Origin of the sequence: Nonomuraea sp. NPDC049646 (genome assembly GCF_044465525.1) — a bacterium.
Lineage (GTDB): Bacteria > Actinomycetota > Actinomycetes > Streptosporangiales > Streptosporangiaceae > Nonomuraea.
The window spans coordinates 196,388-223,004 of sequence record NZ_JBITLU010000007.1; the positions used below are offsets into that span (position 1 = coordinate 196,388).

Below are 26,617 nucleotides of genomic sequence, written 5' to 3' on the forward strand. Positions count from 1 at the left end.
GTGGGCGGGGCGGTCAGTTCGCGTGCGAGACCGCGGAGCCGATGGTGTGCACCCGCAGCGCGTTGGTGCTGCCCGGCGTGCCGGGAGGCGAGCCGGCCACGATGACCACCTTGTCGCCCTTCTCCAGCCGCCCGAGCGACAGCAGCGACGCCTCCACCTGCCGCACCATGTCGTCGGTGTGGTGCACGAACGGCACGTGGAACGTCTCCACGCCCCACGTCAGCGACAGCTGCCCGCGCACGTGCGGGGCCGAGGTGAAGGCCAGCAGCGGGATCGGCGAGCGGTAGCGGGCCAGCCGTCGGGCCGTCTCGCCGGACATGGTGAACGCGATCAGCGCCTTGGCGCCGACGATCGCGCCGACCTCGGCCGCGGCCCTGGCGATGGCCCCGCCGGTGGTCTCCGGCAGGCGCTCCAGGCTGTGGGTGGCGTGCAGGGACGACTTCTCGGCGGCGCAGGCGATGCGGTCCATCGTCGCGACCGACTCGATCGGGTAGCTGCCGACCGACGTCTCGCCCGACAGCATGACGGCGTCGGCGCCGTCCATGACGGCGTAGGCGACGTCGCTGGCCTCGGCGCGGGTGGGGCGCGGGGCGCTCATCATGGAGTCGAGCATCTGCGTGGCGACGATGACCGGGCGGGCCTTCTCGCGGCACAGCCCGATGATGCGCCGCTGGACGATCGGCACCTGCTCCAGGGGCAGTTCCACGCCGAGGTCGCCGCGGGCGACCATGATGCCGTCGAAGGCCTCGACGATCTCCGGCAGGCGGTCGACGGCCTGCGGCTTCTCGATCTTGGCCAGCAGCGGCAGGCGGACGGCCTCCTGCTCCATGATGTTGCGCACGACGTCGGCGTCGGAGGGACGGCGGACGAAGGACAGCGCGATCATGTCGAAGCCGGTGCGCAGCGCCCAGCGCAGGTCGGCCTCGTCCTTGTCGGTGAGGGCGGGCGCGCTGACGTTGACGCCCGGCAGGTTGAGGCCCTTGTTGTTGGAGATCATGCCGCCGATGACGACGCGGGTGATGACGCGGTCGCCGTCGACGCGGGTGGCCTCCAGGACCAGGCGGCCGTCGTCGACGAGGATCTTGTCACCGGGACGCACGTCGCCGGGCAGGCCCTTGTAGGTGGTCGAGACCTGCTCGCGGTCTCCGGGCACGTCTTCGGTGGTGATGGTGAAGACGTCGCCGAAGCCGAGGCGCACCGGCCCTTCCTCGAAGGTGCCGACGCGGATCTTGGGGCCCTGCAGGTCGGCGAGCACGCCTACGCCGCGGCCGAGGTCGGCCGCCACCTCCCGGACCCGGTCGTAGACCTCTCTGTGCATGTCATGGTTGCCATGGCTGAGGTTGAACCGTGCCACGTCCATGCCCGCGGAGATCAGCTCGTGGAGGCGTTCTTTGGACGAAGTGGCTGGGCCTAGGGTGCAGACGATTTTCGCGCGACGAGTCACGAGTCCTACCTTAATTGGTACAGACCACTTGGCAGTCACTGACGACGGAGAACGTACCCGACGTAGGAGAACAACACGAGAACGGCGAGTCCCAGCCGTACCAAGTTCGCGTACTGTTCAGGGTAGACGACGCCTTCGATGTAGTGGTCCACGAAGCCGCTCGGCGGCAGGCCCGGCAGCCCTCCCCTGCGCCGCGCCCAGTCCTCGGCGACGGTCAGCGGGCAGTCCACGTGGGTGACGAGCGTCACCACGGCCCAGCCGACGGCCGCGAGGTGGAGGTAGATCGTCCGCCGCCACCGCCAGGCCAGGAACCCGCCCAGGGCCACGTAGGCGAGGAAGGCGAAGTGCGTCACCATCACCGCGTCCGCGAGCAGGCGGTACATCATGGCTCTATGGTGGCCGCCTTCCAGGCGTTCACGACGCCGTGCCCGTAGAAGCCGTTCCTGGCCTGGTCGCCCTCGCACTGATGGGTCTCGTTCTCGCCGTACACCTTGTAGACGTAGGCGCGCGGGGTCGGGCAGGCCACGGGCGTCGCGGTCCGGTAGAGCAGGTCCTCCACGGTGGCCGGGTCCATGGACAGGCCCCCGGGGCCGGGCTTGCCGAACCGGCTGATCAGGATGGCGGCGACGCCGGTGGCGTGCGGGGCGGCCATGGAGGTGCCGTCGAGGTACTGGTAGTAGGAGCAGACGCCCTTGTGGCAGTCGCGCACGACGTCGGCGCCCTTGGGCTTGCCGGAGGCGTCGATCCGGCCGCCCGCCTTGAGCACGTGCTCGGGGGCGGCGGCCAGGATCGACCGGCTGGCCTCGGCGCCCTTGCCGTCCAGCGCGTCGCCGCCGGGGGCGGCCAGGTCGGTCTGCTCCAGGCCGTAGTCGCTGTAGACGGCCTTGCGTCCGGACGGCCCGACGGCGGAGATCGAGATCACGCCCTTGGACTCGGCCGGCACGTTGATGCACGAGTTGTCTATCTTGCGGGTCTTCTCGTCGCCGCGCGGGTAGCCGGGGCTCTGCTTGTCGGCCGTGGGGTGTCCGAGGTCGGTGGAGCCGTTGCCGAGTGCGGAGATGAGCGTGACGCCCTTGCCACGGGCGTAGTCGAGGGCGCGCTGCATGCCGACGACGACGGCCCGCTGTTCGAGCTGCTCCTTCTTGGTGTCGGCCGGGTTGGCGGCGCAGTTGAACAGCCAGGGGTCGACGTAGTAGCTCATGTTGACGACGTCCACGCCGATGTCGGCGGCGTAGGTGAGGGCGTCGAGGCTGGGCTTGAGGAAGAAGAAGCCGGAGTCCTGGCCGGCCCTGATGCTGACGATCCGCACGTCCGGGGCGACGCCGGCGATGCCGATGCCGTTGATCGGGGAGGCGATGGTGCTGGCGACGTGGGTGCCGTGGCCGTCGTCGTCCTCGTCCACGGGGTCCTTGCAGGAGGGGACCTCGCAGGGGCCGTCCAGGGTCTCGCCGCGCTCGTCCTTGGGCTTGTCGGTGACGAAGTTGCGGCTCAGTTCGCGGTCGAAGTTGGGCGCGATGTCAGGGTGCTTGCCGTCGACGCCGGTGTCGATGACGCCGACCAGCACCTTCTTGTTGCCGGGGGCCTTGGCGTTGGCCCGGTCGGCGCCGATCATCTTCATGTCCCACTGCAGGTGGGCCAGGGGCTCCTGGGCCAGGCCCTTCCCGGCCATGGATCCGGCGTCGGGGAAGCCCCTGCCGCCGGCGCGGGCGGCGAGGGAGGAGGTGGCGCCGATGACGCGGCGGTCGGGCGAGACGCCGACGACGGCCGGGTCGGCGCCGACGCTCTCGGCGAAACCGTCGCCGCCGCCCTGGGTGAGCACGTAGCCGAGCTTGCCGTCCTCCTCGACGACCGTGCCGCCGGCGCGCTTGACGGCCGCCAGGGCCTGGCCCTGCTTGCCGTCGGCGTAGAAGACCAGGTTCTGGTTCTGGCCGGCGGGGGAGGTCGCGCCGGGCTGCGCGGACTGGGTGGCCTGCGTGGAGCTGGTGGGGCCGTCCTGCGCGGGCTCCTCGGGGGTGGCCCGGTCGCCGGCGGCGGCCGAGCACGCGGTCAGCGCGGCGGCGACGGCCAGCGCCGTCAGTCCAGTGGCGACTCGCCGCATTGCTCCCCCATCCACCGACTGTCGCAGAATCTGCATCTTCCCGACAGTCAACGGCTGATGCAACTTAGGTGTGAAATTTCGGCTGATGGGGGGTGACGCGGGCTCTGGGGGTTTTTGTCGGGAGCCCGCGTCGTACGGGGTCAGGAGTCGCGGTGCAGGCGCACGTTCGGCAGGCAGACCAGCAACACGACGCCGGCCAGCATGACCGGCGTGACCCAGGCGAAGACCCCGGTGACCGCCTCGGCGAAGGCCGGCCGTACGGACTCGGGCACCGCACCCGCGGCCCCCGCGGCCAGGGCCGCCTGCCCCAGCCTGCCGGTGAAGACGCCCCCGAGCACGGCCACCCCCACGGCGCCGCCCACGTTCCTGGCGAAGGACACCACCGACGTGGCCGCGCCCCGGTCGGCGGCGGGCGCGCTGACCTGGACGGCCAGCATCAGGTTCTGCAGCACCATGCCGAGCCCGACCCCGAACAGCACCATGTACAGCCCGGACGTGACCGCCCCGGTCGCGAGCCCCATGGTCGAGAACAGGAACGCGGCCACCGTCGCCAGCGCCGCCCCGATCACCACGACCCACTTGTACGTCCCCAGCGCGGTCACCACCCGCCCCGCGACGGCCGAGGCGGCGATCATGCCCGCCATCAGGGGAAGCAGCAGCAGCCCCGAGTTCGACGCGCTGGCCCCGGCGGCCAGTTGCAGGTAGAGCGGGAGGAAGGTGGCCGCCCCCACCATCCCGGTGGCCATCAGCACGATGGTCGCCGTGGCGATCGTGAGCGTGCGGTCGCGGAACAGCCCGAGCGGCAGCACCGGCTCCTTCGCCCTCTGCTCCACCAGCACGAACAGCCCCGCCAGCACGACCGCCCCGACGCCCAGCCCGACGACGACCGGCGAGGTCCACGCGTACGTCGTCCCGCCCCACGAGGCGAACAGCGTCAGGCAGGTCAGCACCCCGGAGATCAGCGCGGCTCCCGCCCAGTCGATCCGGTGCGGCGAGGTGCGCCGCGGCAGCCGCAGCACGGCGAACGCGACCGCCAGCGCGACGGCCCCGAGCGGCAGGTTGATGTAGAAGATCCAGCGCCAGGAGACGTGCTCGGTGAGGTAGCCGCCGATGATCGGCCCGAGGACGGCGGCCACGCCGATCACCGCCCCGAACAGGCCCTGGAACTTGGCGCGCTCGCGCGGGGTGGCGATGTCGGCCGAGATCGCCAGGGTCAGCACCATCAGGCCGCCGGCGCCGATGCCCTGGAAGGCGCGGAAGGCGATGAGCTGGGCCATCGTCTGGGCGAGCCCGCACAGGGCCGAGCCGGCGAGGAACAGGGCGATGGCCGACAGGTACAGGTTGCGGCGGCCGTACATGTCGCTGAGCTTGCCGTAGAGGGGCGCGACGATGCCCGAGGTCAGGGAGAAGGCCGTGACCAGCCACGACACGTTCTCCAGGCCGTTCAGCTCGCCCACGATGGTGGGGGTGGCCGTGGCCACCACCGTCTGGTCGACGGCGGCCAGGAACAGGCACAGCAGGAGCGAGCCCATGCTGAGCAGGAGGCCGCGCCGAGGTGCGGCCTCCTGGGCGATTGTCGATACCATTCAGTTGTCTCCTTGCTTCTTTCGCGAGGGCAGGAGGAATCCGCGGCGGTCGGGGGTGCCACCCCGATCGCCGCTTACTTTCCGGATGTGTCAGAGTCCGCGTTCGAGCAGCGTGAACGCCTCGTCGAGCAGTTCTTCGACCGGCTGGTCCGTGGCCGCCGACTCCTGGATGGCCGAGATCATCGCGCCGAACGTCGTGATGAGCAGCATCCGGGCGTGCATGCCGCCGGTCACCCCGGGCCTGGCCCGCACGGCGCCGAGGACCGTCTCCATGATCTGGGTCTGGTCGGCGGCGCGCGCCCTGGCGGCCAGTTCGGGATAACGGTTGTTGAGCTCCATGAACGGCTGCATGGTGTCCCAGATCGGGCGCACGCGCACGGCGAGCTCCCGGGCCACCGTCTTGAGCGACCGGAAGGCGGGCTCGTCGGCCGGGCGGTCGGCGAGCATGGCGGCGATGTCGTCGGGCCGCCAGATCGGCTCCATGACGAGCGCCTCCTCCTTGGAGGCGAAGTAGTTGAAGAACGTGCGGGGCGAGATGTCGGCCGCCGCGCTGACGGCCTCGACGGTCACGGCGTCGAGGCCCTCGTCGAGCGCCAGCCGCACCGCGGCCAGCCGGATGGCCTGCCGCTTCTCGGCCCGGCGGCGCTCACGGCGCTGTTCCGGACTCTCCATGCGTTGCACTCTACGCAGCTTTTGCACACTCTGCAAGACTTGCAGAGTGTGCAAAAGACGAAGGGCCCCGGAGCCGGCCGGCTCCGGGGCCCTTCGCGCAGGTCAGACCAGCGGACGCGCCGTCGGCAGGATCGGGTACGGCAGCGCCGTCTCCCCGCTCAGGTACCGGTCGACGCCCGAGGCGGCCGAACGGCCCTCGGCGATGGCCCACACGATGAGCGACTGCCCGCGGCCCATGTCACCGGCCACGAACACGCCGTCCACCTTCGACATGTACGTCTTGTCCCGGGCGACGTTGCCGCGGGCGTCGTAGAAGCCCTCGCCCGCGACCTCGGCCAGGTCCTCCAGCAGGGAGCCCTTCTCCGGCCCGACGAAGCCCATGGACAGCGTGATCAGCTCGGCCGGGATCTCCCGCTCGGTGCCGGGGATCGGCTTGAAGCCGTTCTGCGGCCCCTCGACCTCGACCAGGCGCAGCGCCCTGACGTTGCCCTCGTCGTCGCCGACGAACTCGGTGGTGGAGACCGCGTAGACGCGCTCCCCGCCGCCGTCGGCCAGCTCCTCGTGCGCGCTCTCCATCTTGAACAGGATGGGGAACGTCGGCCACGGCTGGGTGCCGGGCCGGGACGCCGGCGGCTGCGGCATGATCTCCAGCTGGGTCACCGAGGCGGCGCCCTGCCGGATCGCGGTGCCGATGCAGTCGGCCCCGGTGTCGCCGCCGCCGATCACCACGACGTGCTTGCCCTCGGCCGAGACCGGCGCGACCGCGTAGTCGCCCTCCTGGACCTTGTTGGCCAGCGGCAGGTACTCCATCGCCTGGTAGACGCCCTTGAGCTCGCGCCCGGCGACCGGCAGGTCGCGCCACTGGGTGGCGCCGCCCGACAGCACCACCGCGTCGAACTGCTCGCGCAGCTCGGCCGCGGTGACGTCGACGCCGACGTTCACGCCGGTGCGGAACCGGGTGCCCTCGGCCCGCATCTGCTCCAGGCGCCGCTCGATGTGGCGCTTCTCCATCTTGAACTCGGGGATGCCGTACCGCAGCAGGCCGCCGAGGCGGTCGGCGCGTTCGAACACCACCACGTCGTGCCCGGCCCTGGTGAGCTGCTGGGCGGCGGCCAGGCCCGCGGGGCCCGAGCCGACGACGGCCACCTTCTTGCCGGTGCGCACCCGCGGCGGCTGCGGGGTCACCCAGCCCTCGGCGAACGCGCGGTCGATGATCTCGACCTCGACCCGCTTGATCGCCACCGGGTCGGAGTTGATGCCGAGCACGCACGCCGCCTCGCACGGAGCCGGGCAGAGCCTGCCGGTGAACTCCGGGAAGTTGTTCGTGGCGTGCAGCCGCTCGATCGCCTCGCGCCAGTCGGTGCGGTAGACGAGGTCGTTCCACTCGGGGATGAGGTTCCCGAGCGGGCAGCCGTTGTGGCAGAACGGGATGCCGCAGTCCATGCAGCGAGCCGCCTGCCTGGTCAGCTTCTCCTGCGGGAAGTCCTGGTAGACCTCCCGCCAGTCGCTGATGCGGACGTCGACCGGGCGGCGCGCCGGCAGCTCCCGCTCGTGCGTGAGAAAACCCTTGGGGTCAGCCATCGAGTACGCCTCCCTAGCCCTGAACCGCAGCCGCCATGACGGCCTCGTCGATGTCCCTGCCTTCGGCGCGGGCGGCCTCGGCGGCCTCCAGCACCCTCTTGTAGTCGGTCGGCATGATCTTGCCGAACCGGGCGAGCGCGGCGTCCCAGTCGGCCAGCAGCTGCTTGGCCACCGGGGACGCGGTCTCGGCGAAGTGCTTCTCGACCGTCTCCTTCAGGAACTCCGCGTCCTGCGCGGTCAGCGGCTCGATGGCGACCATCTCCCGGTTGACCCGCTCGGGCCGCAGGTCGAGCAGGTACGCCACGCCGCCGGACATGCCGGCCGCGAAGTTGCGCCCGGTCGGCCCGAGCACGACCACCCGGCCGCCGGTCATGTACTCGCACCCGTGGTCGCCCACGCCCTCGACGACCGCCGTGGCGCCGGAGTTGCGGACGCAGAACCGCTCGCCGACCACCCCGCGGACGAACACCTCGCCGGACGTGGCGCCGTACAGGGCGACGTTGCCGGCGATGATGTGCCCGTCGAGCGGGGCCTCCTCGTGCGGCCGGACGGTGATCCGCCCGCCCGACAGGCCCTTGCCGAGGTAGTCGTTGGCGTCGCCGGTCAGCCGCAGCGTGATCCCGCGGGGCACGAACGCGCCGAAGGAGTTGCCCGCCGAGCCGGTGAAGCCGATGTCGATGGTGTTCTCGGGCAGGCCCTGGCCGCCGTACCGCTTGGTCACCTGGTAGCCGAGCATGGTGCCGACCGTGCGGTTGACGTTGCGGATGGGCAGCTCCAGCGTGACCGGGGTGCCGTCGTCGAGGGCGCCCTCGGCGAGCTGGATCAGGGTGTTGTCGAGGGCGTGCTCCAGGCCGTGGTCCTGCTCGACGGTGCGCCGCTTGGGCGTGCCGGCGGGCAGCTCGGGCTGGTGCAGGATCGGCGACAGGTCGAGCCCGCCGGCCTTCCAGTGGTTCTCGGCGGCCGTCGTGTCGAGCATCTCGACGTGCCCGATCGCCTCGTCGAGCGAGCGGAAGCCCAGCTCGGCCAGGTACTCGCGGATCTCCTCGGCGATGAACTCGAAGAAGTTGACCACGAACTCGGGCTTGCCGCTGAAGCGCTTGCGCAGCTCGGGGTTCTGCGTGGCCACGCCCACCGGGCAGGTGTCGAGGTGGCAGACCCGCATCATCACGCAGCCGGAGACGACCAGCGGGGCGGTGGCGAAGCCGTACTCCTCGGCGCCCAGCAGGGCGGCGATGACGACGTCGCGGCCGGTCTTGAGCTGGCCGTCCACCTGCACCACGATGCGGTCGCGCAGGTCGTTCAGCAGCAGCGTCTGCTGGGTCTCGGCCAGGCCGAGCTCCCAGGGCGCGCCCGCGTGCTTGAGCGAGGTCAGCGGCGAGGCGCCGGTGCCGCCGTCGTGGCCGGAGATGAGCACCACGTCGGCGTGCGCCTTGGACACGCCCGCCGCGACCGTGCCGACGCCGACCTCGGCGACCAGCTTCACGTGGACCCTGGCCTCCGGGTTGGAGTTCTTCAGGTCGTGGATGAGCTGGGCCAGGTCCTCGATCGAGTAGATGTCGTGGTGCGGCGGCGGCGAGATGAGGCCGACGCCGGGCGTGGAGTGGCGGGTCTTGGCGATCCACGGGTAGACCTTGTGGCCGGGGAGCTGGCCGCCCTCGCCGGGCTTGGCACCCTGAGCCATCTTGATCTGCAGGTCGGTCGCGTTGACCAGGTATTCGCTGGTGACGCCGAACCGGCCGGAGGCGACCTGCTTGATCGCCGACCTGCGGGTGGCGTCGTACAGGCGCTCGGGGTCCTCGCCGCCCTCGCCGGTGTTGGACTTGCCGCCGAGCCGGTTCATCGCGATGGCGAGCGTCTCGTGCGCCTCCATCGAGATCGAGCCGTACGACATCGCGCCCGTGGAGAAGCGCTTGACGATGCTCTCGACCGGCTCGACCTCCTCGATCGGGATCGACCGGCCCTTGCGCAGCTTGAACAGGCCGCGCAGGGTCATCAGCCGCTCGGCCTGGGAGTCCACGAGGCTCGTGTACTCCTTGAAGATCTCGTAGCGGCGGGTGCGGGTGGCGTGCTGGAGCTTGAAGACGGTCTCGGGGTTGAACAGGTGCGGCTCGCCCTCGCGCCGCCACTGGTACTCGCCGCCGACCTGGAGCCTGCGGTGGGCGTTCTCCGCCCGCGGGTAGGCGTGGCGGTGACGCTGGGCGGTCTCCTCGGCCAGCACGTCGAAGCCGACGCCGCCCAGCCGGGACGTCGTGCCGGTGAAGCAGGCGTCGATGACCTCCTGGCTCAGGCCGAGCGCCTCGAAGATCTGCGCGCCGGTGTAGGAGGCCACCGTGGACACGCCCATCTTCGACATGACCTTGATGACGCCCTTGCCGTACGCCTTGATCAGGTTGCGCACCGCCTTGTGCTTGCCGATCTGCAGCACACCGGTGTCGACCAGGTCCTCGACGGTCTCGATCGCCAGGTACGGGTTGACCGCGCCGGCGCCGTAGCCGATGAGCAGCGCCATGTGGTGGCACTCGCGTGCCTCGCCGGTCTCGATGACCAGCCCGATCTTGGTCCGGGTCTTCTCCTGGATCAGGTGGTGGTGCACCGCGCCGGTGAGCAGCAGCGACGGGATCGGGGCGAGCGCGTCGGAGGAGCCACGGTCGGACAGCACGATGATGCGCGCGCCGTCGGCGATGGCCGCGGACGCCTCGGCCCTGATCTCCTCAAGGCGCGCGAGCAGCGCCTGGCCGCCGCCGGCGACCTCGTACAGGCCGCTGATGACGTGCGGGTGGAAGCCCGGCAGGTCGTGCTCGTCGTTGATGTGGATGATCTTGGCGAGCTCGTCGTTGTCGATCACCGGGTACGGCAGCACGAGCTGGCGGCAGGAGGTCGGGCCCGGGTCGAGCAGGTTGCCCTCGGGGCCGAGCACGCTGGCCAGCGAGGTGACCAGCTCCTCCCGGATGGCGTCCAGCGGCGGGTTGGTGACCTGCGCGAACAGCTGGGTGAAGTAGTCGAACAGCAGCCGCGGCTTCTCGCTCAGCACCGCGACCGGCGTGTCGGTGCCCATCGAGCCGATCGGCTCGGCGCCGGTCCTGGCCATCGGCGACAGGATGATCCGCAGCTCTTCCTCGGTGTAGCCGAAGGTCTGCTGCCGCTTGACCAGCGCCTCGTGCGTGGGGATCTCCCGCTGCCGCGCGGGCAGCTCCTCGAACCTGACCAGCCCGGCGTGCAGCCACTCCTCGTACGGGAGCGCGGCGGCCAGCTCGGCCTTGATCTCGTCGTCCTCGATGATCTTGCCGCGGGCGGTGTCGATGAGGAACATGCGGCCCGGCTGCAGGCGGCCCTTGCGGACGACGTCCTCGGGCTTGAAGTCGAGCACGCCGGCCTCCGAGGCCAGCACGACCAGCCCGTCGGCGGTCACCCAGAACCGCCCGGGACGCAGCCCGTTGCGGTCGAGCACGGCCCCGGCCAGGGTGCCGTCGGTGAACGTGATCGAGGCCGGGCCGTCCCACGCCTCCATCAGGGAGGAGTGGAACTCGTAGAAGGCGCGGCGCGCCGGATCCATCTCGGTGTGGTTCTCCCACGCCTCGGGGATCATCATCAGCACCGCGTGCGGCAGGCTCCGGCCGCCGATGTGCAGCAGCTCCAGGGCCTCGTCGAAGCTGGCGGTGTCGCTGCCGTCGGGGTCGCAGATCGGGAAGAGCCGCGAGATGTCGCCCGGGATGTGGGCCGATGACAGCATCGCCTCGCGGGCCCGCATCCAGTTGCGGTTGCCCTTGACCGTGTTGATCTCGCCGTTGTGCGCCACGTACCGGTAGGGGTGGGCCAGCGGCCAGCTCGGGAAGGTGTTGGTGGAGAAGCGCGAGTGCACCAGCGCGATCGCGCTCTCGTAACGCTCGTCGCTCAGGTCGGGGAAGAACGGCTCCACCTGGTCGGGCGTGAGCATCCCCTTGTAGACCACCGTGCGGGCCGACAGCGAGGGGAAGTAGACGTCCGCCTCGTGCTCGGACCGCTTGCGCAGGCAGAAGGCCAGCCGGTCGAGGTCGAGGCCCTGCTCGCCGCCGGGGCTCGAGACGAAGAGCTGGGCGAAGTGCGGCATGACGGCGCGGGCGCTCGGGCCCGGCAGGGCGCGGTCGACGGGGACGTCCCGCCAGCCCAGCACCGTGAGGTTCTCCTCGGCCGCGATCTCCTCGATCAGGGCGGTGGCGACGGCCCTGGCCTGCTCGTCGGCCGGCAGGAAGGCGATGCCGGTCGCGTACGCGCCGGCCTCGGGCAGCGCGAACGGCACGCTCGCGCGGTAGAACTCATCGGGGATCTGCGTCAGGATCCCGGCTCCGTCGCCGGTGTCCGGCTCGCTACCCTTGGCTCCCCTGTGATCGAGATTGCACAACGCCGTCAGCGCCTTGACCACGATCGTGTGCCCACGGCGTCCTGCGACGTCGGCGACCATGGCGACACCGCAGGCATCATGCTCGTTGGCGGGGTGGTAGAGGCCCTGAGGCTCGGGGAATCCGAGGTGGGCAGCAGGCATTGAATCCCTCCCGTCGTCTTCGTCTGTCAAGAACTGCTCTACAGGCGGGGACGACGTTGGCCCTGCTGCATATCGTGGGTAGAGATTACCGCACGATGCCGGAATGGTGCCCGCCACGTCCGCATTGCGAACATTGCGCAGGGTTCCAGCATCCGAACTCCCCATCCCAAACCCCGGACCCGGCCATCAGAATTCCCAGTTCACGCCCCTGTTGTCCCATGGCCCTCACAGACCCCGGACGCTCCCCCGAACGGGCCCGCCCCTCCCCGGCGGGCGGCCGGAGCCGGGCCCGCCCCTCGATAGGGTTGGCGCATGGATCGTGACGGGGTGGAGCGCCTGCTCGCCGAGGCGGGCGTCGACGGCAGGCGGCTGCGGCACGCCCTCACCCTCCTGTGCGACGGCCAGTGGTGGTCCCTGGCAGGTCTGGTCAGGGAGACCGCCACCTCCCGGCGGACCGTCGAGGCGCTGCTGCGCGAGGTGCGCCTGGAGCGCTCGGGCGAGAGGTTCCGGGTGCCGCCCGGCGACACGCCCGCCTATCAGGACCTGCTGGCCATGGCGCCGCCGCCCGAAGACCCGGTGGCCCACATGCTCCCCCACTACCCCGGCGTGCTCGAACGCCTGACCGCGCTGGTCGCGGGCGCGCCGCGGGCCCGTCACGTGCTCGACCACGTCTCGGCCACTCCCGAGACGGCCCTGCGGCGCGCGCTGCTGCTCGGGGCGCGGTTCTGGCTGCCCGGGGCGCGGCTGCTGTGCGTCGGCGACCACGACCTGACCTCGCTGGCCGTCAAGCTGGTCCATCCCGAGACCGACGTCACGGTGGTCGACGTCGACGAGCGCATCCTGGCCTACATCGACGAGCAGGGGCTCGGGGTCCGCACGCGCTGGGCCGACCTGCGGCTCGGGCTGCCGGCCTCGGCGCGGGAGCACGACCTGGCCTTCACCGACCCGCCGTACACGCCGGAGGGGATCGGGCTGTTCGCGGCGCGCGCCGTGGAGGGGCTGAAGGACGACGGGCGGGTGCTGGTGGCGTACGGGGCCAGCGAGCGTACGCCGATGCTGGCGTTCAAGGTTCAGCAGGCGTTGTCGGAGCTCAACCTCGCCTATGAGGCGATCTATCCGGATTTCAATCGCTATTTCGGGGCGGAGGCGATCGGCTCGGCGGCCGACCTCTACCTGCTGCGTCCCACCACCAAGACCCGCCCGGCGGTCAACGCCCGGCTGGGCCGTCAGGCCACGGCCATCTACACCCAGGGCCCCCAGTCGGTCGAGTCGGCCCCGGCGGCGGTCCCGGCCTCCGATCTGGCCGGGTTCGAGGCTGACCTGCTGGTGGGCGAGTGGCCCAAGGAGCTGCCCCAGGCCCGGGTGCGGCTGGCGACCTGGCTGGCCAAGCCGTACGCGGCGGCCGTCGAGCGGGTGGCCGTCGCGCTGCCGCCGGGGCTGGAGGCGGCGCTCCCCCGCGTGCTGCTCGCCACCCGCGCGGCGCACGTACGCGTGTGGGGGGCCGACCTGCCCTCGCTGCCGGAGGCGCTGTCCGCCGTCTACGAGTTCCGCCGCACGGGCGGGGCGCTCGACGCCGTACGCCGCCCGCAGCCCGCCGGGGCGGCCGGCGCGGTGCTGCGCAGGATCCTCGACAACGGCCACGCCAAGCTGGCCAACACCTGGCGGGAGGCGCTCATCGCGGTCGCCCGCGACCAGGGCACGGCGCTCACCAAGAACGAGGCCCGCACCCTCATCCGCCAGACCGCTCCCTGGTCCGACGACCTGACCCCCCTGGAAGCCCCCCTCCACCGCCTGAGCGGCCTACCCGCCGCCGTCTCCACCAGCGTCACCGCCCTCACCACCACAATCCCCTGACCCCGGAGCCCGCAGGAGAGGGTGGCTGGACGGGGTGGGCGGTCAGGTGGCGGCGAGGATGCGGTTCTGCACCACGCGGCCGAGACCGTCGAGGGCGACCAGCGCCGTGACCAGGTCGTCGGCGGAGACCGTGCCGCCCGCCCAGCTCACCGTCACGTAGTGGCCCATGGCACGCGCCTGGGCACGGCTGCGGGCGGCGTCGAACGCGGCGTCCTGCCGGACGAAGCCGTCCTTGCCCAGGGCCGCCACCAGGGCGTCGGCCGCGCGCCCGTCGGGCAGGTTGAAGATGGCGAACTGCCCGGCCAGCCCGTCGCCCTCGTACGCCGCCGCCAGCACCTGCGTGCACCCGGACGCCGACGCCCCCCACAGGACCTCGTCGCAGTCGTCGTGCTCCTGCGTGGAGACCCGCCGCAGCGCGCCGAGCGTCTGCGTCTCGGCGGTGAAGACCTCCTGCGCGGTCAGCGGCGCGGCGTCGGCCTGACGGGAGTCGACGGCCGCGTAGAAGGCCGAGGTGGGCTCGCCCCGGAAGGCGGCCGGCCGCGGCTCCCCCGGACGCAGCCACAACCACCCGGCCACGGCGACCGCCAGCGCCCCCACGGCCGCCCCCGCCACCACGACGACACGACGGGACATCACGCGCATCCCACCCCGACGCGGGACATCAGGGCCGCTCCCTTGATCGCGACCGCCCGAGGCGACGTCACGAGGCCGGTCCCGTGATCGCGACGACGCGGCGGTAGACGGACTTCTCGGCCCCGCGCAGGGCCAGGGTGACGGAGACGAAGTCGTCCCGGGCGGTGGGGTCGAGGCCGTCGGTCTTGCCGAGCCAGACGAGGCCGACGTAGTGGCCGAGCGCGTAGCCGCCGCCCTCGGAGTAGCCGCCCGCCGGGAAGGCCGCCTTGGACGAGGTCAACGGCCGTGCCCAGCCGCCCCGGTAGAGCGTCTTCAGGGATTCGACCAGGTCGCCGGCCGACTGGCCGTCCTTGAGATTGAGCAGCGTGTACTGGCCGACGTAGCGGCCGTCGGAGCTGACGTACAGGCCGCGGGCCGCCTGGAGGCAGTCGGCGTCGGCCACCTTCTCCAGCAGGGCCGTGCCCCACAGGGCGGCCGAGCAGTCGGCGTCGATGCGCTTGGCGGCCAGCTTGAGCGTGAGCTTCTTGGAGACCGCGAGCTCGCTCTGCCCGAAGACCTCCTTGTCGGTGAGCTCCCGGCTGTCCTTGGCCCGGTCGGCCAGCGCCGCGAACAGCTTGGGCGAGCTCCAGCCCTGGTAGGACATCGGCATGGCGGCGTCCGGGCCGAGGACGGCGGCGCTGGCCTCCCGCTCGGGGGCGTAGTCGCCGAGCGAGCCGACGACCGCCACCAGCCCCGCCGCGCCCGCGACGACGCCGATGACCGTGGCGATGATGACGATCAGCCGCTGCTGCTCCGGGCGCAGGCCCCACTCGGTGAGCACCGGGAACTGCCAGTCGGAACGCGGTGTGCGGCGTCGTTTGCGCGACCCGGAGCCGGTCGGGATCTCGGCGGACTCCCCGGTCCTTCCGGACTCCGCGGACGATACCGACGCCCCGAACGCGGCGAAACCCTCTGCGTCGTCGTGCCCGCCACCGTCCGCGGGGGCGCTCCGGCGTCCCGGACGGGACTGCGCGCCGCCGTCGGTGGCCGCGGCTCGACGGCCCGTACGGGCGGCCTCGGCCAGGTCGTCCATGCTCGCGGCCCAGACGGAGTCGTCGTCGTCCGACGCCCGCCTCCTCCCGCGAGCGGTTTCCCCGCCGTCGTGGGCGCGTCTCCCCCGGGACGCCTCTCCGCCCTCCTGGGCACGCCTGCCCCGGCTGGACTCCGGGCCTGCCTGGGAACGTCTGCCCCGCTGGGAACGTCTGCCGCGCGGCGCGTCGGCGTCGTCGGCAGGCATGGACGCCGCCGGCGCAGCGGGCTGCGCGGCCCGTCCGGCATCGGAAGCCGGGGACGCGGCCCGCTGACCGTCACTCCGCTCACCCCGAGCCGCCCACTGCGCGTCCGCCCCCTGCGCACCGGCCCCGGCGGGCCACTGCGCGTCGGACCCTTGCGACCCAGAACCCACAGGCCACTGCGCGTTCGATCCCTGAGAGGCAGCGGGCCACTGCGCGTTGGAACCCTGCGAGCCCGGACGAGCCGCCCCCTGTGCGTCGGACCCCTGAGAGGCGGCGGGCCACTGCGCGTTCGAGCCCTGGGAGCCCGGACGAGCCGCCCACTGTGCGTCGGAGCCTTGAGGGGCGGGATGCGAAGGCCAGGAAGCGTCGGGCCCCTGGGGGGCGGGTGGGCGGGCGGCCCAGCCTGCGTCGGCGGGCTGTTGGGGGCGGGCGGCGCGGCGGGCCGCCCAGAGGTCCTGTCCGCCCTCGGCACCGGCCACCGGCTGCTCGGGGGTCGCGGCCTCGGCAGCGCGAGCAGCGGCACGGCGACGAGCCCTCCCGGACCCCGCGCCACGCCCGCCACGCGAACCACCGCCTCGCCCGCCGCCGACCCCGCCAGCAGCACCGCCCCCGCCAGCAGCACCGCCGTCGGCCCCGCCATGAGCGCCGCCGCCACCGACGCCACCGGCAGTGCCAGCAGCGCCGGGAGCGCCGGGAGCGCCAGGAGCACCCGAAGCGCCCGGAACGCCCGCAGCGCCGGGAACACCGGGAGCACCGCTGGAACGGCCGGAACCGTCATAGGTGCCAGGAGCACCGCCATACCCGCCCGAAGCGCCGCCGGAGCCGAAGGGTCCGCCGGTGCCCGGAGTGTTGTCGCCGGCGGAGTCGCCGGAGCGTCGTCCCGATCTCACAGCCCTGACGCCCCGATCAGGTTGCCCAGCCCGTACGTGATGCCCGCGGCCACCGCGCCCACCACGAGCTGCCGCAACCCCGAGTACCACCAGCTGCGCGCCGTCACGGCGGACACCAGCGCGCCCGCCCCGAACAACGCCGCGCACGACACCACGGCCGACAAGGTAAGCCCCTCGACTCCGAACAGGTACGGCAGGAGCGGCAGCACCGCCCCCACACTGAACGACAGGAACGACGACACCGCCGCCACCTTCGGCGAGGGCAGCGCGCCGGGAACGACACCCAGCTCGTTCTGGGCGTGGACCTCAAGGGCCCGCTCGGGATTGCGGGAGATCTGCCCGGCCACCGCCGCGGCGAGGTCGGGCTCGACCCCCTTGTCCACGAACGACTGAGCCAGCTCGGCCAGCTCGGCCTCCGGGTTGCCGGCGAGCTCCCGCTGCTCCACGGCGATCTCGGCCTGGGCCAGTTCGCGCTGGCTGGCCACGGAGACGTACTCGCCGCCCGCCATGGACAGGGCCCCGGCCGCCAGCCCGGCCACGCCGCTGAGGGCGACGACCTTGGTGCTGGCGGTGCCGCCCGCGACGCCGGCGATGAGCGCGAAGTTCGACACCAGGCCGTCCATCGCGCCGAACACCGAGGGACGCAACCAGCCCCCGCTGACGTCGCGATGGCGATGGTGGATCTCCGCGCCGCCGGTCATCGCGGGTTCTTCTCCTTCGTCGCGGCACCGTCGTCGGCGTCGTCATCCGCGTCGTTGCCCGCGCCGGTGCCGGCGGGTTCGGCGGGTTCGTCCGAGGCGGCCGAGGCGGCCGGCGCGTCGGACGAGCCGGGATCGGCCTGGCCGCTCTCGTGCGCCGGATCCACCGCCAGGTCGAGCGGCACGACCCGCTCCTCGGTGTCCTTGTTCCTGGTCACCCAGAGGTAGACCAGCGCGCCGACGAACAGCACGATGGACGTCCACTGGTTGAGCCGCAGGCTGAGGAAGGTCACCGCGTGGTCGACCCCGCCGACAGGGTCGATGCGCAGGCCCTCGATCCAGAAGCGGCCCAGCGTGTAGCCGGCGACGTACAGGGCGAACAGCCGCCCGTGCCGCAGCGCGAACCGCTTGCCCGCCAGGATGAGCAGGAAGCCGAGCGCGACGTCCCACAACGACTCGTACAGGAAGGTCGGGTGGTACAGGACGCCCGGCTCGCCGCCGTGGTCGACGTCGATCTCCAGGCCCCACGGCAGCGTGGTCGGGCCGCCGTAGAGCTCCTGGTTGAACCAGTTGCCCCAGCGGCCGATGGCCTGCGCGAAGGCGATGCCCGGCGCGACCGTGTCGGCGACGGCGCTCATGGAGATGCCGCGCTTGCGCACGGCCCACCACACGCCGACGCCGCCGAGCGCGATCGCGCCCCAGATGCCGAGCCCGCCCTCCCAGATGAACAGGGCCTGGTACGGCTCCTTGATCGCACGGCTGCCGAAGTAGGTCTGCCAGTCGGTGATGACGTGGTAGAGCCGGCCGCCGATCAGACCGAAGATCACCGCGGGGACGGCGATGTCGATGATCGTCCCCTTCTGGCCGCCGCGGGCGACCCAGCGCCGCTCGCTCAGCCAGACGGCGACGACGACGCCGAGCACGATGCACAGTGCATAGGCCCGGATCGGGATGATTCCGAGATACCAGACCCCCTGGGAAGGGCTGGGAATCGAGGCTAGGGGCATGTCAGGTGAGGGTAGCGCAGCCTGCGGCTACTTGGCGGCCTTCGTGACCGCATCGCGAAGTTGCTGCGGCGAGAACGCCGCCTCGCCGATGCCGGTGCCGTTGAGCTTCACGGTGGGCGTGCCCTCGATCGACTGCGCCGACATGATCTTCGCACTGTCGGTCAGCACGGTGGGCGCGTGCTTCTGGGACGTGACGCAACTCTCGAAATCGGGCGAGGTGACCCCGGCCTCCTTGCCCCACTCGACGAGCTGGTCGGTCTTGAACCCCTCGACGGTCTCGGCCGGCTGGTTCTTGTAGATCAGGTCGTGGAAGGCCATCCACTGCTTGCCGTCGGCGACGCAGCGGGCGGCCGCGGCCGCGCGTACGGAGTTGCCCTTCGTCGGCTCCCTGGAGAAGATCGTGATCGGGTGGAAGACGACCTTGGCCTTGCCCTCGGCGGCCAGGTTCTTGAAGGTCGAGCCGCTGACCCGCTCCAGCTCCTTGCAGACCGGGCACTGGAAGTCCTCGTAGACGTCGACCACCGGCTGCGTCACGCCCGCCTTGGCCATCACCGCGCTGCCGTCGGGCTGCAGGGTGATCGGCGCGAGCTCGGCCCCGGCCTCCTCCGACTTGGAGGAGCTGATCGTGTACCAGGCGCCGAGGCCGACCGCGGCCACCGCGACCACGGCCGCCGTGGTGTAGGTCACCAGCTTCCTGCGCTTCTCCTGGGCACGGGCCGCCGCCTGCTGCTCTCTGATCTTCTCGCGCGCCGACATGTTCTGGTCAGACTTGGTGCGCTGCGCTTTGTTCATCCTCGATCTCCTCTTCGTCACCTGTGTCCTCCTCGGCACCCGCCAGTCCGAGCGCCCCGTCGAGGGCGAACCGTCCCGGCGGGAAGCGGGCCGTCCATGCGCCGAGCAGCACCAGGCCGAAGTCGCGCAGGATGTCGAGCAGGTAGGCCGGCTCTTGCCCTGTCTCCAGCTGGCCGCCGCCGCCGAAGCAGCCGCAGTCGATCCGCAGGCCGTGCGCCCAGGCCCAGGCGATGCCGAACACGAAGGCGAACATGAGCAGCGCGGCGATCACCGCTGCCACCCTGGTCAGCAGACCGACGACCAGGAGCACGCCGACGACGATCTCCAGGATCGGCAGGACGTAGCCCACCATCTCGGCGATCGACTCGGGCAGCAACTGGTACGCCTTGACCGCGACCACGGAGTCGGACGGATTGCCGATCTTCAGCGCCCCCGCCGCGATCAGCACGCCCCCCAGGATCAGCCGGGCGACGGTCGTCACCCAGGGTATCGCCGATCTGCCGTTGTGTGACGGTTGTGACGCGGCCACGGGTGATCTCCTCTTTCTCTGCGCCGGGAATGCGCACAGTACCGGGACATCATCCGATCACGCTCGGGATAAGCGTCGGCTAAGGCAGAGTCCCGTTCATGAAATGGTAGGAAGTCCACGATACTGCTGCGCCCGGAATTCGCTCGGCGGCAGACCGGCGCGGCGGGTGAACAACCTGGTGAAATAGGCCGGGTCGTCGTAGCCGACGCGCCGGGCCACGGCGGCGACCGGCAGGTCGGTGGTGGCCAGCAGGTCCTTGGCCCGGTTGAGCCTGATGGACAGCACGTAGTCCTTGGGGCTGCACCCGGCCAGCCGGCGCACGGCGCGGCGCAGCTCGGTCAGCGGCATGCCGAGGCGCCTGGCGTGCTCGGCGACCGGCACCGGCAGGCAGGCGTCCCTGGCCAGCCCGGCCAGCACCGGGTCGCCGTAGGGGTCCTCGTCGGCGCGGCCGCGCCTGAGGGCGACCAGGACCTCGTGCACGATGGCCGAGGTCTCCACCTCCAGGTACGGGCCGCCCCTGCGGCACGCCTGGGCGATGCGGCCGATGGCGTGGGCGGCCGGTTCGGCCGTGGTGAGCGGGGTGACCGGGTTGTCCGCGTCCACGAAGCCGAGGTCCTGGTAGGCGGTGGCGGCGGGGCCGGTGAAGTCGACGAACCACTCGTCCCAGCCGGCCTCGTCGGGCGCGTAGTGGTGGCGTACGCCGGGCAGGAGCCAGATGACGGCGGGCGCGACGACGTCTACGACGGGCCCCTCCCCCTGGGAGAACCAGCCGCGGCCCGCGGTCACCAGGACGGCAACGTGGTGCTGCAGGGTGCGCGGCCCGACCGTGGGCAGCCGCCCCTCCTGCCGCCCGACGCCGAGGCACACCAGGCCGAGCCCGCGATGGGCGGGGCCCGGGGTCAGGTACTGCATCCACTTGTCGTAGGGCGGGGTCATCCGGTCTCCGCGGGTGAGTCCAACAGGTTGTCTGGGTTTGTCCATGGCCGTTGACCTGCGGTCTTGGCAGGGTTGCGGGGCGCGAAATCCTACCGGAGGAAGAGTTATGGGTGTTTTCTCGGTCGAGAACGGAGTGTTCCGGCTCGACGGTGCGGAGTTCAGGGTGTTGTCGGGCGCCATGCACTACTTCCGGGTGCATCCCGGCCAGTGGCGGCACCGGCTGGCGATGCTGCGGGCGATGGGGCTGAACACCGTCGAGACGTACGTGCCGTGGAACCTGCACGAGCCGCGCAGGGGCGAGTTCCACCGGCTGGAGGAGCTGGGCGCGTTCCTGGACGCGGCGGCCGAGGAGGGGCTGCTGGCGATCGTGCGGCCGGGCCCGTACATCTGCGCGGAATGGGACAACGGAGGCCTGCCCGCCTGGCTCACCGGCCGGATCAGGACCTGCGACCCCGAGTACCTGGGCCACGTGGACCGCTACTTCGACCGGCTGCTCCCCCAGGTCGTCGAGCGGCAGGTGACCCGCGGCGGCAACGTGATCATGGTCCAGGTGGAGAACGAGTACGGCTCCTACGGCAGCGACCCGGCCTACCTGCGGCACCTGGCCGACGGCCTGACGGCCAGGGGCGTCGAGGTGCCCCTGTTCACCTCCGACGGCCCGGCCGACTGGTACCTGACCGGCGGCACCCTGCCGGGCGTGCTGGCCACGGTGAACTTCGGCTCCGACCCCGACCGGGCGTTCGCCGCGCTGCGCGAGCACCGGCCGGACGACCCGCCGTTCTGCATGGAGTTCTGGTGCGGCTGGTTCGACCACTGGGGCCACAAGCACATGACCAGGGACGCCGGTGACGCGGCCGCCGTCCTGGAGCGCATCCTCGAACTCGGCGCGTCGGTGAACCTGTACATGGCGCACGGCGGCACCAACTTCGGCACCTGGGCGGGCGCCAACCAGGCCGGCGAGCGGGCGATGGGCGACTGGCGGCCGACCGTGACCTCCTACGACTACGACGCGCCGATCGACGAGCGCGGGGCGCCGACCGAGAAGTTCTGGCGCTTCCGCGAGGTGTTGTCGCGCTTCGCGGGCGAGCCGCCGGCGGTGCCGCCGGTCCCGGCCGTGCTGCCGCCGGCGACGTTGCGGCCGGTCCAGTCGGTGCCGCTGGTCGACGCGCTGGAGGCGGTGGCGGGGCCGCCGGCGAGCGCGCCGGTGCCGCCGTCGTTCGAGGAGCTGGGGCTGGAGCACGGGCTGGTGCTGTACAGGGCGCAGGTGCCGGGGCCGCGCGGCGCGTACCGGCTGCGGCTGCCGGGGCTGCGCGACCGGGCGCACGTGTTCGTGGACGGCCGGCTCGCCGGGGTGTTCGAGCGCGACGCCGAGGAGCCGGAGGTGACGGTGTCCGGCCCCGCCACGGTGGAGCTGCTGGTGGAGTCGATGGGACGGACGAACTACGGGCCGCTGACCGGCGAGAGCAAGGGCCTGACCGGCGGGGTCCTGCACCACCAGCAGTACCTGAACGGGTGGAGCGCGCGGCCGATCCCGCTGCGGGACGTCTCCGCGGTGCCGTTCGCCGACGGCGCGCAGGCCGGGCCCAGGTCGTTCTTCCGGTTCGTCCTGGAGGTGGACGAGCCCGCCGACACGTTCCTGGCGCTGCCCGGCTGGGGCAAGGGGTACGTCTGGGTGAACGGCTTCTGCCTGGGCCGCTACTGGGACCGCGGCCCGCAGCGCACCCTCTACGTCCCGGCCCCGCTGCTGCACGCCGGGACGAACGAGATCGTCGTCCTGGAGCTGGACCAGGTGGGCCCGGCCGTGGAACTGCGCGCGGAACCCGACCTGGGCTGACCCCCGCGGCACGACATGACGGAAGGCGCGCCCCCGCTCAGGGGACGCGCCTTCGTGATGATCGGGACAGCCCGCAGAGGACTCAGCGGCGCACGCCGCGGGCCATGTCGCCGGCCAGCGCCATGATCGACTCGCGCCCGGCGGCCTCGTCGGGCGCGTCGAGGATGCGGCGGATGAACGCCGACCCGACGATCACGCCGTCGGCGTAGCGGGCCACCTCGGCCGCCTGCGCGCCCGTGCCGACGCCCAGGCCCACGCACACGGGCAGGTCGGTGTGCGCGCGGGTGCGCTTGACCAGGCCCTCGGCCGCCGAGTTCACGCTCTCCCTGGCGCCTGTGACGCCCATCAGCGAGGCGGCGTAGACGAAGCCGGTGCAGCAGTCGACCACGGCCTTGATGCGCTCCTCCGTGGAGCTGGGCGCCACCAGGAACACCGTGTCGATGCCCGCCGCGGCCGAGGCGGTGCGCCACGGCTCGGACTCCTCCGGCGTCAGGTCGGGCGTGATCGTGCCCACGCCGCCCGCGTTGGCCAGGTCGCGGGCGAACCGGTCGGCGCCGTAGCGGTCGATCGGGTTCCAGTACGTCATGACGAGCGTGGCGGCGCCCGTGGCGGCGACCCCCTCGACGGTGCGCATCACGTCGGCGATGCGGGTGCCGTTGACCAGCGAGCGGTGCACCGCGTCCTGGATCGTCGGCCCGTCCATGAGCGGGTCGGAGTAGGGCAGGCCGATCTCGATGACGTCGCAGCCCGCCTCGACCAGGGCCGCGGCGGCGGCGATCGCGCCGTCCTTGGACGGGAAGCCGGCAGGCAGGTAGCCGACGAGCGCGGCCCGGTTGTCCGCCTTCGCCTTGGCGAAAACCGTCTGAAGAGTCGTCATGTCTGTCCGTTTCGAAGGTCGAGTCCCACCATGATGCCCTGACGCGGGCCGTCGTCCGGTCACCCGCGCCGCGCTGCCGAGGGCGTCAGAGGTTGAAGTACTTCATGGCGGTGCCCATGTCCTTGTCGCCGCGCCCGGACAGGTTGACCAGGATCGTCGACTCGGGGCCGAGCTCGCGGCCCAGCTTCAGCGCGCCCGCCAGCGCGTGGGAGGACTCGATGGCCGGGATGATGCCCTCGGTCCTGGCCAGCAGCGAGAACGCCGCCATGGCCTCGTCGTCGGTGACGCCGTGGTAGGTGGCGCGGCCGGAGTCCTTCAGCCAGGCGTGCTCGGGGCCGACGCCCGGGTAGTCGAGGCCGGCCGAGATCGAGTGGGACTCGATCGTCTGGCCCTCGTCGTCCTGGAGCACGTACGTGCGCGAGCCGTGCAGCACGCCCACCGAGCCGGCGGTGAGGGTGAGCGCGTGCTCGCCGCTCTCCAGGCCGTGGCCGGCCGCCTCGTAGCCGTGCAGGGCCACGCCCTCGTCGCCGATGAAGGCGTGGAAGATGCCGATGGCGTTGCTGCCGCCGCCGACCGCCGCGCACACGGCGTCGGGCAGGGCGCCGGTCAGCTCCTGCATCTGGCGGCGGGCCTCGACGCCGATGATGCGGGCGAAGTCGCGCACGATCTCGGGGAACGGGTGGGGGCCGGCGACGGTGCCGAACAGGTAGTGGGTGGTGTCGACGTTGGTCACCCAGTCGCGGAACGCCTCGTTGATGGCGTCCTTCAGCGTCTTGGAGCCGTTGTGGACGGGCACCACGGTGGCGCCGAGCAGCTTCATCCGGGCCACGTTGAGCGCCTGGCGCTCGCAGTCGACCGCGCCCATGTAGATGACGCACTCCAGGCCGAGCAGCGCGGCCGCGGTGGCCGTGGCCACGCCGTGCTGGCCGGCGCCGGTCTCGGCGATCACCCGCTTCTTGCCCAGGCGCCTGGTCAGCAGCGCCTGGCCGAGCACGTTGTTGATCTTGTGGGCGCCGGTGTGGGTGAGGTCTTCCCGCTTGAGCACGATGCGCGCGCCGCCGGCCTCCTGGCTGAAGCGCGGCACGTCGGTCAGCGTGGTCGGCCGGCCGGCGTAGGTGCGCAGCAGGTGGTCGAACTCGCGCAGGAACTCGGGGTCGGTCTTGGCCTTGTCGTAGACGGCGGCCACCTCGTCGAGCGCGGGGATCAGCGCCTCGGGCACGTAGCGGCCGCCGAAGATGCCGAACTTGCCGTGCAGGTCGGGGTCGTTGCCGTACGCGGCGCCACCGGCCAGGTCGGCGGCGCTGAGGATGGAGCCTTCGTTAGCCACTGCTATCCCTCTGCTGAGTGGTCGGGGCGCGTCGACGGGTGAGCGCCGGCGGTCACCAGCGCCTCCACGGCCTTGCGCGGATCCTTGCCGGTGACCAGGCTCTCCCCCACCAGGACGGCGTCGGCGCCACCCCTGGCGTAGGCGAGCAGGTCGTGCGGGCCGCGCACGCCCGACTCGGCGATCTTGATCACATTATCCGGGATCTTCGGCGCCAGCTTCGCGAAGACGTCGCGGTCGACCTCAAGAGTCTTCAAATTACGCGCGTTGACCCCGATGACCCGCGCCCCGGCGGCGACCGCCCGCTCCAGCTCCTCCTCGGTGTGCACCTCGACCAGCGGGGTGAGCCCGATGGACTCGGCCCGCTCGATCAGCGACACCAGCGCCTCCTGCTCCAGGCAGACGACCATCAGCAGCGCCAGGTCGGCGCCGTGGGCCCGGGCCTCCCAGAGCTGGTAGGAGGTGAGGATGAAATCTTTACGCAGGATGGGGATGTCGACGCGGGCGCGGACGGCCGCCAGGTCCTCCAGGCTGCCCCCGAACTTGCGCCGCTCGGTCAGCACGCTGATCACGTGGGCCCCGCCGGCCTCGTAGTCGGCCGCAAGCGCGGCGGGGTCGGCGATGGCGGCGAGCGCGCCCTTGGACGGGCTCGACCGCTTGACCTCGGCGATCACCGAGATCCTGTCACCCCCGAGGGCGGCCATCGCGTCTCTGGGCCCCTGGGCCCGCTCGGCTCGCCGCTTGAGCTCGTCGATCGACACGGCCTGCTGACGTGCGGCGAGATCGGCGCGCACCCCTTCGAGGATGTCGTCGAGGACACTCGGTCCTTCCGTCCGCTCACTCACGCGCTTGGGGTCCCTCCGGTTGACAGTGGGGGTGGCAGAGAGTTCGCCTCGCGTCCGCTCTCGGCCTTGTCCTGCGATGGTATCGGCCCCACCGGGGTCACCTCGCCACAGGGCCCGTACTACGGCGCGAGGAACGCCCCGAAGGGGAGGTTTCGGACGACCCAGTAGACCATCACGACCGCGAGGAAGGCCCACAGCCACGCCGGATGGGCCAAAGTGGTGCGCCGCGGCCTGCCCTGCCACGCCCGTACGACCCACCGGCCCCACCAGAACAGCAGGAACGGGATCATGGCGACGGCCAGCGGATTGAGCCCCAGGGCGGCCACCGGGTCGAGGTGGGCCAGCGCGTGGATGGTGCGCAGCGTGCCGCAGCCCGGGCAGTAGAGGCCGGTGACCCACAGGAACGGGCAGGTCGGATAGTGGCCGGGCTGGTTGGGGTCGACCACGCCGACCACCCCGAACACGGCGCCCGTCGCGGCCGCAACACCGAGCGGCGCGAGCAGGCCCTTCAGCCGCCCCGTCCCCCGCCGCCCGGTTGTTGCGATGTCCATGCTTTCAGTATCCCGCTTGTCAGTACGAGCCGTAGCTGCTCGTCGAGGCGGCGAGCAGCACGAACACCACCACGTAGAAGATGATGAGCAGGACGATGGCGATGATGCCGAAGATCAGGCTGCGCTTCCACCAGGTCTTGGCCTCCTCGGCGGCCTGCATGGCGCCCTGGACGTCGCCGACCTGCCACTTGGAGTTGACCTGCGACGACTTCACGATCGCCACGATGCCGAGGGGCAGGCAGCAGAACAGGGTGGTGAGGATCGCCGGGACCAGCTGGTTGTCCGGCGGGGTGCCGCCGGGGCCGTAACCGCCACCGGGGTAGCCACCGGGCGGCTGCCCGTAACCGCCGCCAGGGGGCTGGCCGTAGCCGCCACCGCTCGGGGGCTGCTGGCCGTAGCCGCCACCGGGGGGCTGCTCACCATAGCCGCCGCCACTCGGAGGCTGCTGGCCGTAGCCGCCGCCGTAACCGCCGCCGCTGGGCGGCTGCTGGCCGTAGCCGCCACCACCGCTCGGCGGCTGCTGCCCGTAACCGCCGCCGGGCGGCTGGGCGCCGTAACCGCCGTCGCCCTGGTTTCCGTAACTCATGCTCGTGACTCCTCATGTCGTCAGCGTGAAGCGAGTTGCGCGCGGCAGCCTAGCGATAAAGCATCCCCTACGTGGACTAACGCCCAC

The 26,617-nt window shown here is 71.9% G+C and carries 21 protein-coding genes; 2 read left to right on the plus strand and 19 right to left on the minus strand.

Annotated elements, in window-relative coordinates; all coding sequences use genetic code 11:
• Window positions 1-13: 13 nt before the first annotated feature.
• The 7 genes from pyk to gltB form a co-directional block, all read right to left on the minus strand.
• Window positions 14-1,444, minus strand: coding sequence for a pyruvate kinase (gene pyk, locus ACIBQ8_RS22190; protein ID WP_352327603.1), 1,431 nt, complete (start codon window positions 1,442-1,444; stop codon window positions 14-16).
• A 35-nt stretch (window positions 1,445-1,479) separates the two neighbouring features.
• Complete coding sequence (locus tag ACIBQ8_RS22195) at window positions 1,480-1,830, minus strand: DUF2784 domain-containing protein (protein ID WP_397192865.1); 351 nt, start codon at window positions 1,828-1,830, stop codon at window positions 1,480-1,482.
• Window positions 1,827-3,542, minus strand: coding sequence for a S8 family peptidase (locus ACIBQ8_RS22200; RefSeq protein WP_397192866.1), 1,716 nt, complete (start codon window positions 3,540-3,542; stop codon window positions 1,827-1,829). Before ACIBQ8_RS22200 ends, ACIBQ8_RS22195 begins: the two co-directional genes overlap by 4 nt.
• A gap of 140 nt (window positions 3,543-3,682) precedes the next feature.
• Window positions 3,683-5,128, minus strand: a complete 1,446-nt coding sequence (locus ACIBQ8_RS22205; protein ID WP_397192867.1) for an MDR family MFS transporter — start codon at window positions 5,126-5,128, stop codon at window positions 3,683-3,685.
• Window positions 5,129-5,218: 90 nt separating this feature from the next.
• A complete protein-coding gene (locus tag ACIBQ8_RS22210; RefSeq protein ID WP_397171451.1) occupies window positions 5,219-5,800 on the minus strand; it encodes a TetR/AcrR family transcriptional regulator in 582 nt (193 codons plus the stop codon).
• Between the two features lie 102 nt (window positions 5,801-5,902).
• Window positions 5,903-7,381, minus strand: coding sequence for a glutamate synthase subunit beta (locus tag ACIBQ8_RS22215; protein WP_397192868.1), 1,479 nt, complete (start codon window positions 7,379-7,381; stop codon window positions 5,903-5,905).
• 13 nt (window positions 7,382-7,394) lie between these two features.
• Window positions 7,395-11,900, minus strand: a complete 4,506-nt coding sequence (gene gltB, locus ACIBQ8_RS22220) for a glutamate synthase large subunit (RefSeq protein WP_397192869.1) — start codon at window positions 11,898-11,900, stop codon at window positions 7,395-7,397.
• 312 nt (window positions 11,901-12,212) lie between these two features.
• Here gltB and ACIBQ8_RS22225 point away from each other — a divergent pair, with 312 nt between their 5' ends.
• Window positions 12,213-13,754 (plus strand): bis-aminopropyl spermidine synthase family protein, encoded by a 1,542-nt coding sequence (locus ACIBQ8_RS22225; protein WP_397192870.1) that lies wholly within the window; start codon window positions 12,213-12,215, stop codon window positions 13,752-13,754.
• Between the two features lie 42 nt (window positions 13,755-13,796).
• On the opposite strand, the gene ACIBQ8_RS22230 is transcribed toward ACIBQ8_RS22225, so the two are convergent.
• The 7 genes from ACIBQ8_RS22230 to ACIBQ8_RS22260 form a co-directional block, all read right to left on the minus strand.
• Entirely contained in the window at window positions 13,797-14,387 is a 591-nt protein-coding gene (locus ACIBQ8_RS22230) for a hypothetical protein (protein ID WP_397171445.1), read from the minus strand.
• A gap of 67 nt (window positions 14,388-14,454) precedes the next feature.
• Window positions 14,455-15,459 carry a hypothetical protein gene (locus ACIBQ8_RS22235; protein ID WP_397171444.1) on the minus strand — a complete coding sequence of 335 codons (1,005 nt, stop codon included), beginning with the start codon at window positions 15,457-15,459 and terminating at the stop codon, window positions 14,455-14,457.
• A 1,088-nt stretch (window positions 15,460-16,547) separates the two neighbouring features.
• Window positions 16,548-17,252, minus strand: coding sequence for a VIT1/CCC1 transporter family protein (locus ACIBQ8_RS22240; protein WP_397171442.1), 705 nt, complete (start codon window positions 17,250-17,252; stop codon window positions 16,548-16,550).
• Window positions 17,249-18,256, minus strand: a complete 1,008-nt coding sequence (gene lgt, locus ACIBQ8_RS22245; protein ID WP_397192871.1) for a prolipoprotein diacylglyceryl transferase — start codon at window positions 18,254-18,256, stop codon at window positions 17,249-17,251. Before lgt ends, ACIBQ8_RS22240 begins: the two co-directional genes overlap by 4 nt.
• Before the next feature lie 27 nt (window positions 18,257-18,283).
• Window positions 18,284-19,048, minus strand: a complete 765-nt coding sequence (locus tag ACIBQ8_RS22250) for a DsbA family protein (RefSeq protein ID WP_397192872.1) — start codon at window positions 19,046-19,048, stop codon at window positions 18,284-18,286.
• Window positions 19,020-19,529, minus strand: a complete 510-nt coding sequence (locus ACIBQ8_RS22255) for a MauE/DoxX family redox-associated membrane protein (protein ID WP_357968163.1) — start codon at window positions 19,527-19,529, stop codon at window positions 19,020-19,022. The genes ACIBQ8_RS22250 and ACIBQ8_RS22255 overlap by 29 nt, the downstream gene beginning before the upstream one ends.
• 144 nt (window positions 19,530-19,673) lie before the next feature.
• Window positions 19,674-20,513, minus strand: a complete 840-nt coding sequence (locus ACIBQ8_RS22260; RefSeq protein WP_397192873.1) for a helix-turn-helix transcriptional regulator — start codon at window positions 20,511-20,513, stop codon at window positions 19,674-19,676.
• Window positions 20,514-20,619: 106 nt separating this feature from the next.
• Here ACIBQ8_RS22260 and ACIBQ8_RS22265 point away from each other — a divergent pair, with 106 nt between their 5' ends.
• Entirely contained in the window at window positions 20,620-22,347 is a 1,728-nt protein-coding gene (locus ACIBQ8_RS22265; RefSeq protein ID WP_397192874.1) for a beta-galactosidase family protein, read from the plus strand.
• An 82-nt stretch (window positions 22,348-22,429) separates the two neighbouring features.
• Here ACIBQ8_RS22265 and trpA read toward each other — a convergent pair whose 3' ends face one another.
• From trpA to ACIBQ8_RS22290, 5 genes are all read right to left on the minus strand, one after another.
• Complete coding sequence (gene trpA, locus ACIBQ8_RS22270; protein ID WP_357968156.1) at window positions 22,430-23,224, minus strand: tryptophan synthase subunit alpha; 795 nt, start codon at window positions 23,222-23,224, stop codon at window positions 22,430-22,432.
• 85 nt (window positions 23,225-23,309) lie between these two features.
• Window positions 23,310-24,533: a tryptophan synthase subunit beta gene (trpB, locus tag ACIBQ8_RS22275; protein WP_397192992.1), complete on the minus strand. Its 1,224-nt coding sequence runs from the start codon at window positions 24,531-24,533 to the stop codon at window positions 23,310-23,312.
• Window positions 24,534-24,553: 20 nt separating this feature from the next.
• Window positions 24,554-25,393: an indole-3-glycerol phosphate synthase TrpC gene (gene trpC / locus ACIBQ8_RS22280; protein WP_125630391.1), complete on the minus strand. Its 840-nt coding sequence runs from the start codon at window positions 25,391-25,393 to the stop codon at window positions 24,554-24,556.
• Between the two features lie 119 nt (window positions 25,394-25,512).
• Window positions 25,513-25,944 carry a DUF2752 domain-containing protein gene (locus ACIBQ8_RS22285; protein ID WP_397171433.1) on the minus strand — a complete coding sequence of 144 codons (432 nt, stop codon included), beginning with the start codon at window positions 25,942-25,944 and terminating at the stop codon, window positions 25,513-25,515.
• Between the two features lie 19 nt (window positions 25,945-25,963).
• The gene (locus ACIBQ8_RS22290; protein WP_397171432.1) at window positions 25,964-26,530 is read right to left on the minus strand and encodes a CD225/dispanin family protein; all 567 of its coding nucleotides are present in this window, start codon (window positions 26,528-26,530) and stop codon (window positions 25,964-25,966) included.
• Window positions 26,531-26,617 lie beyond the last annotated feature (87 nt).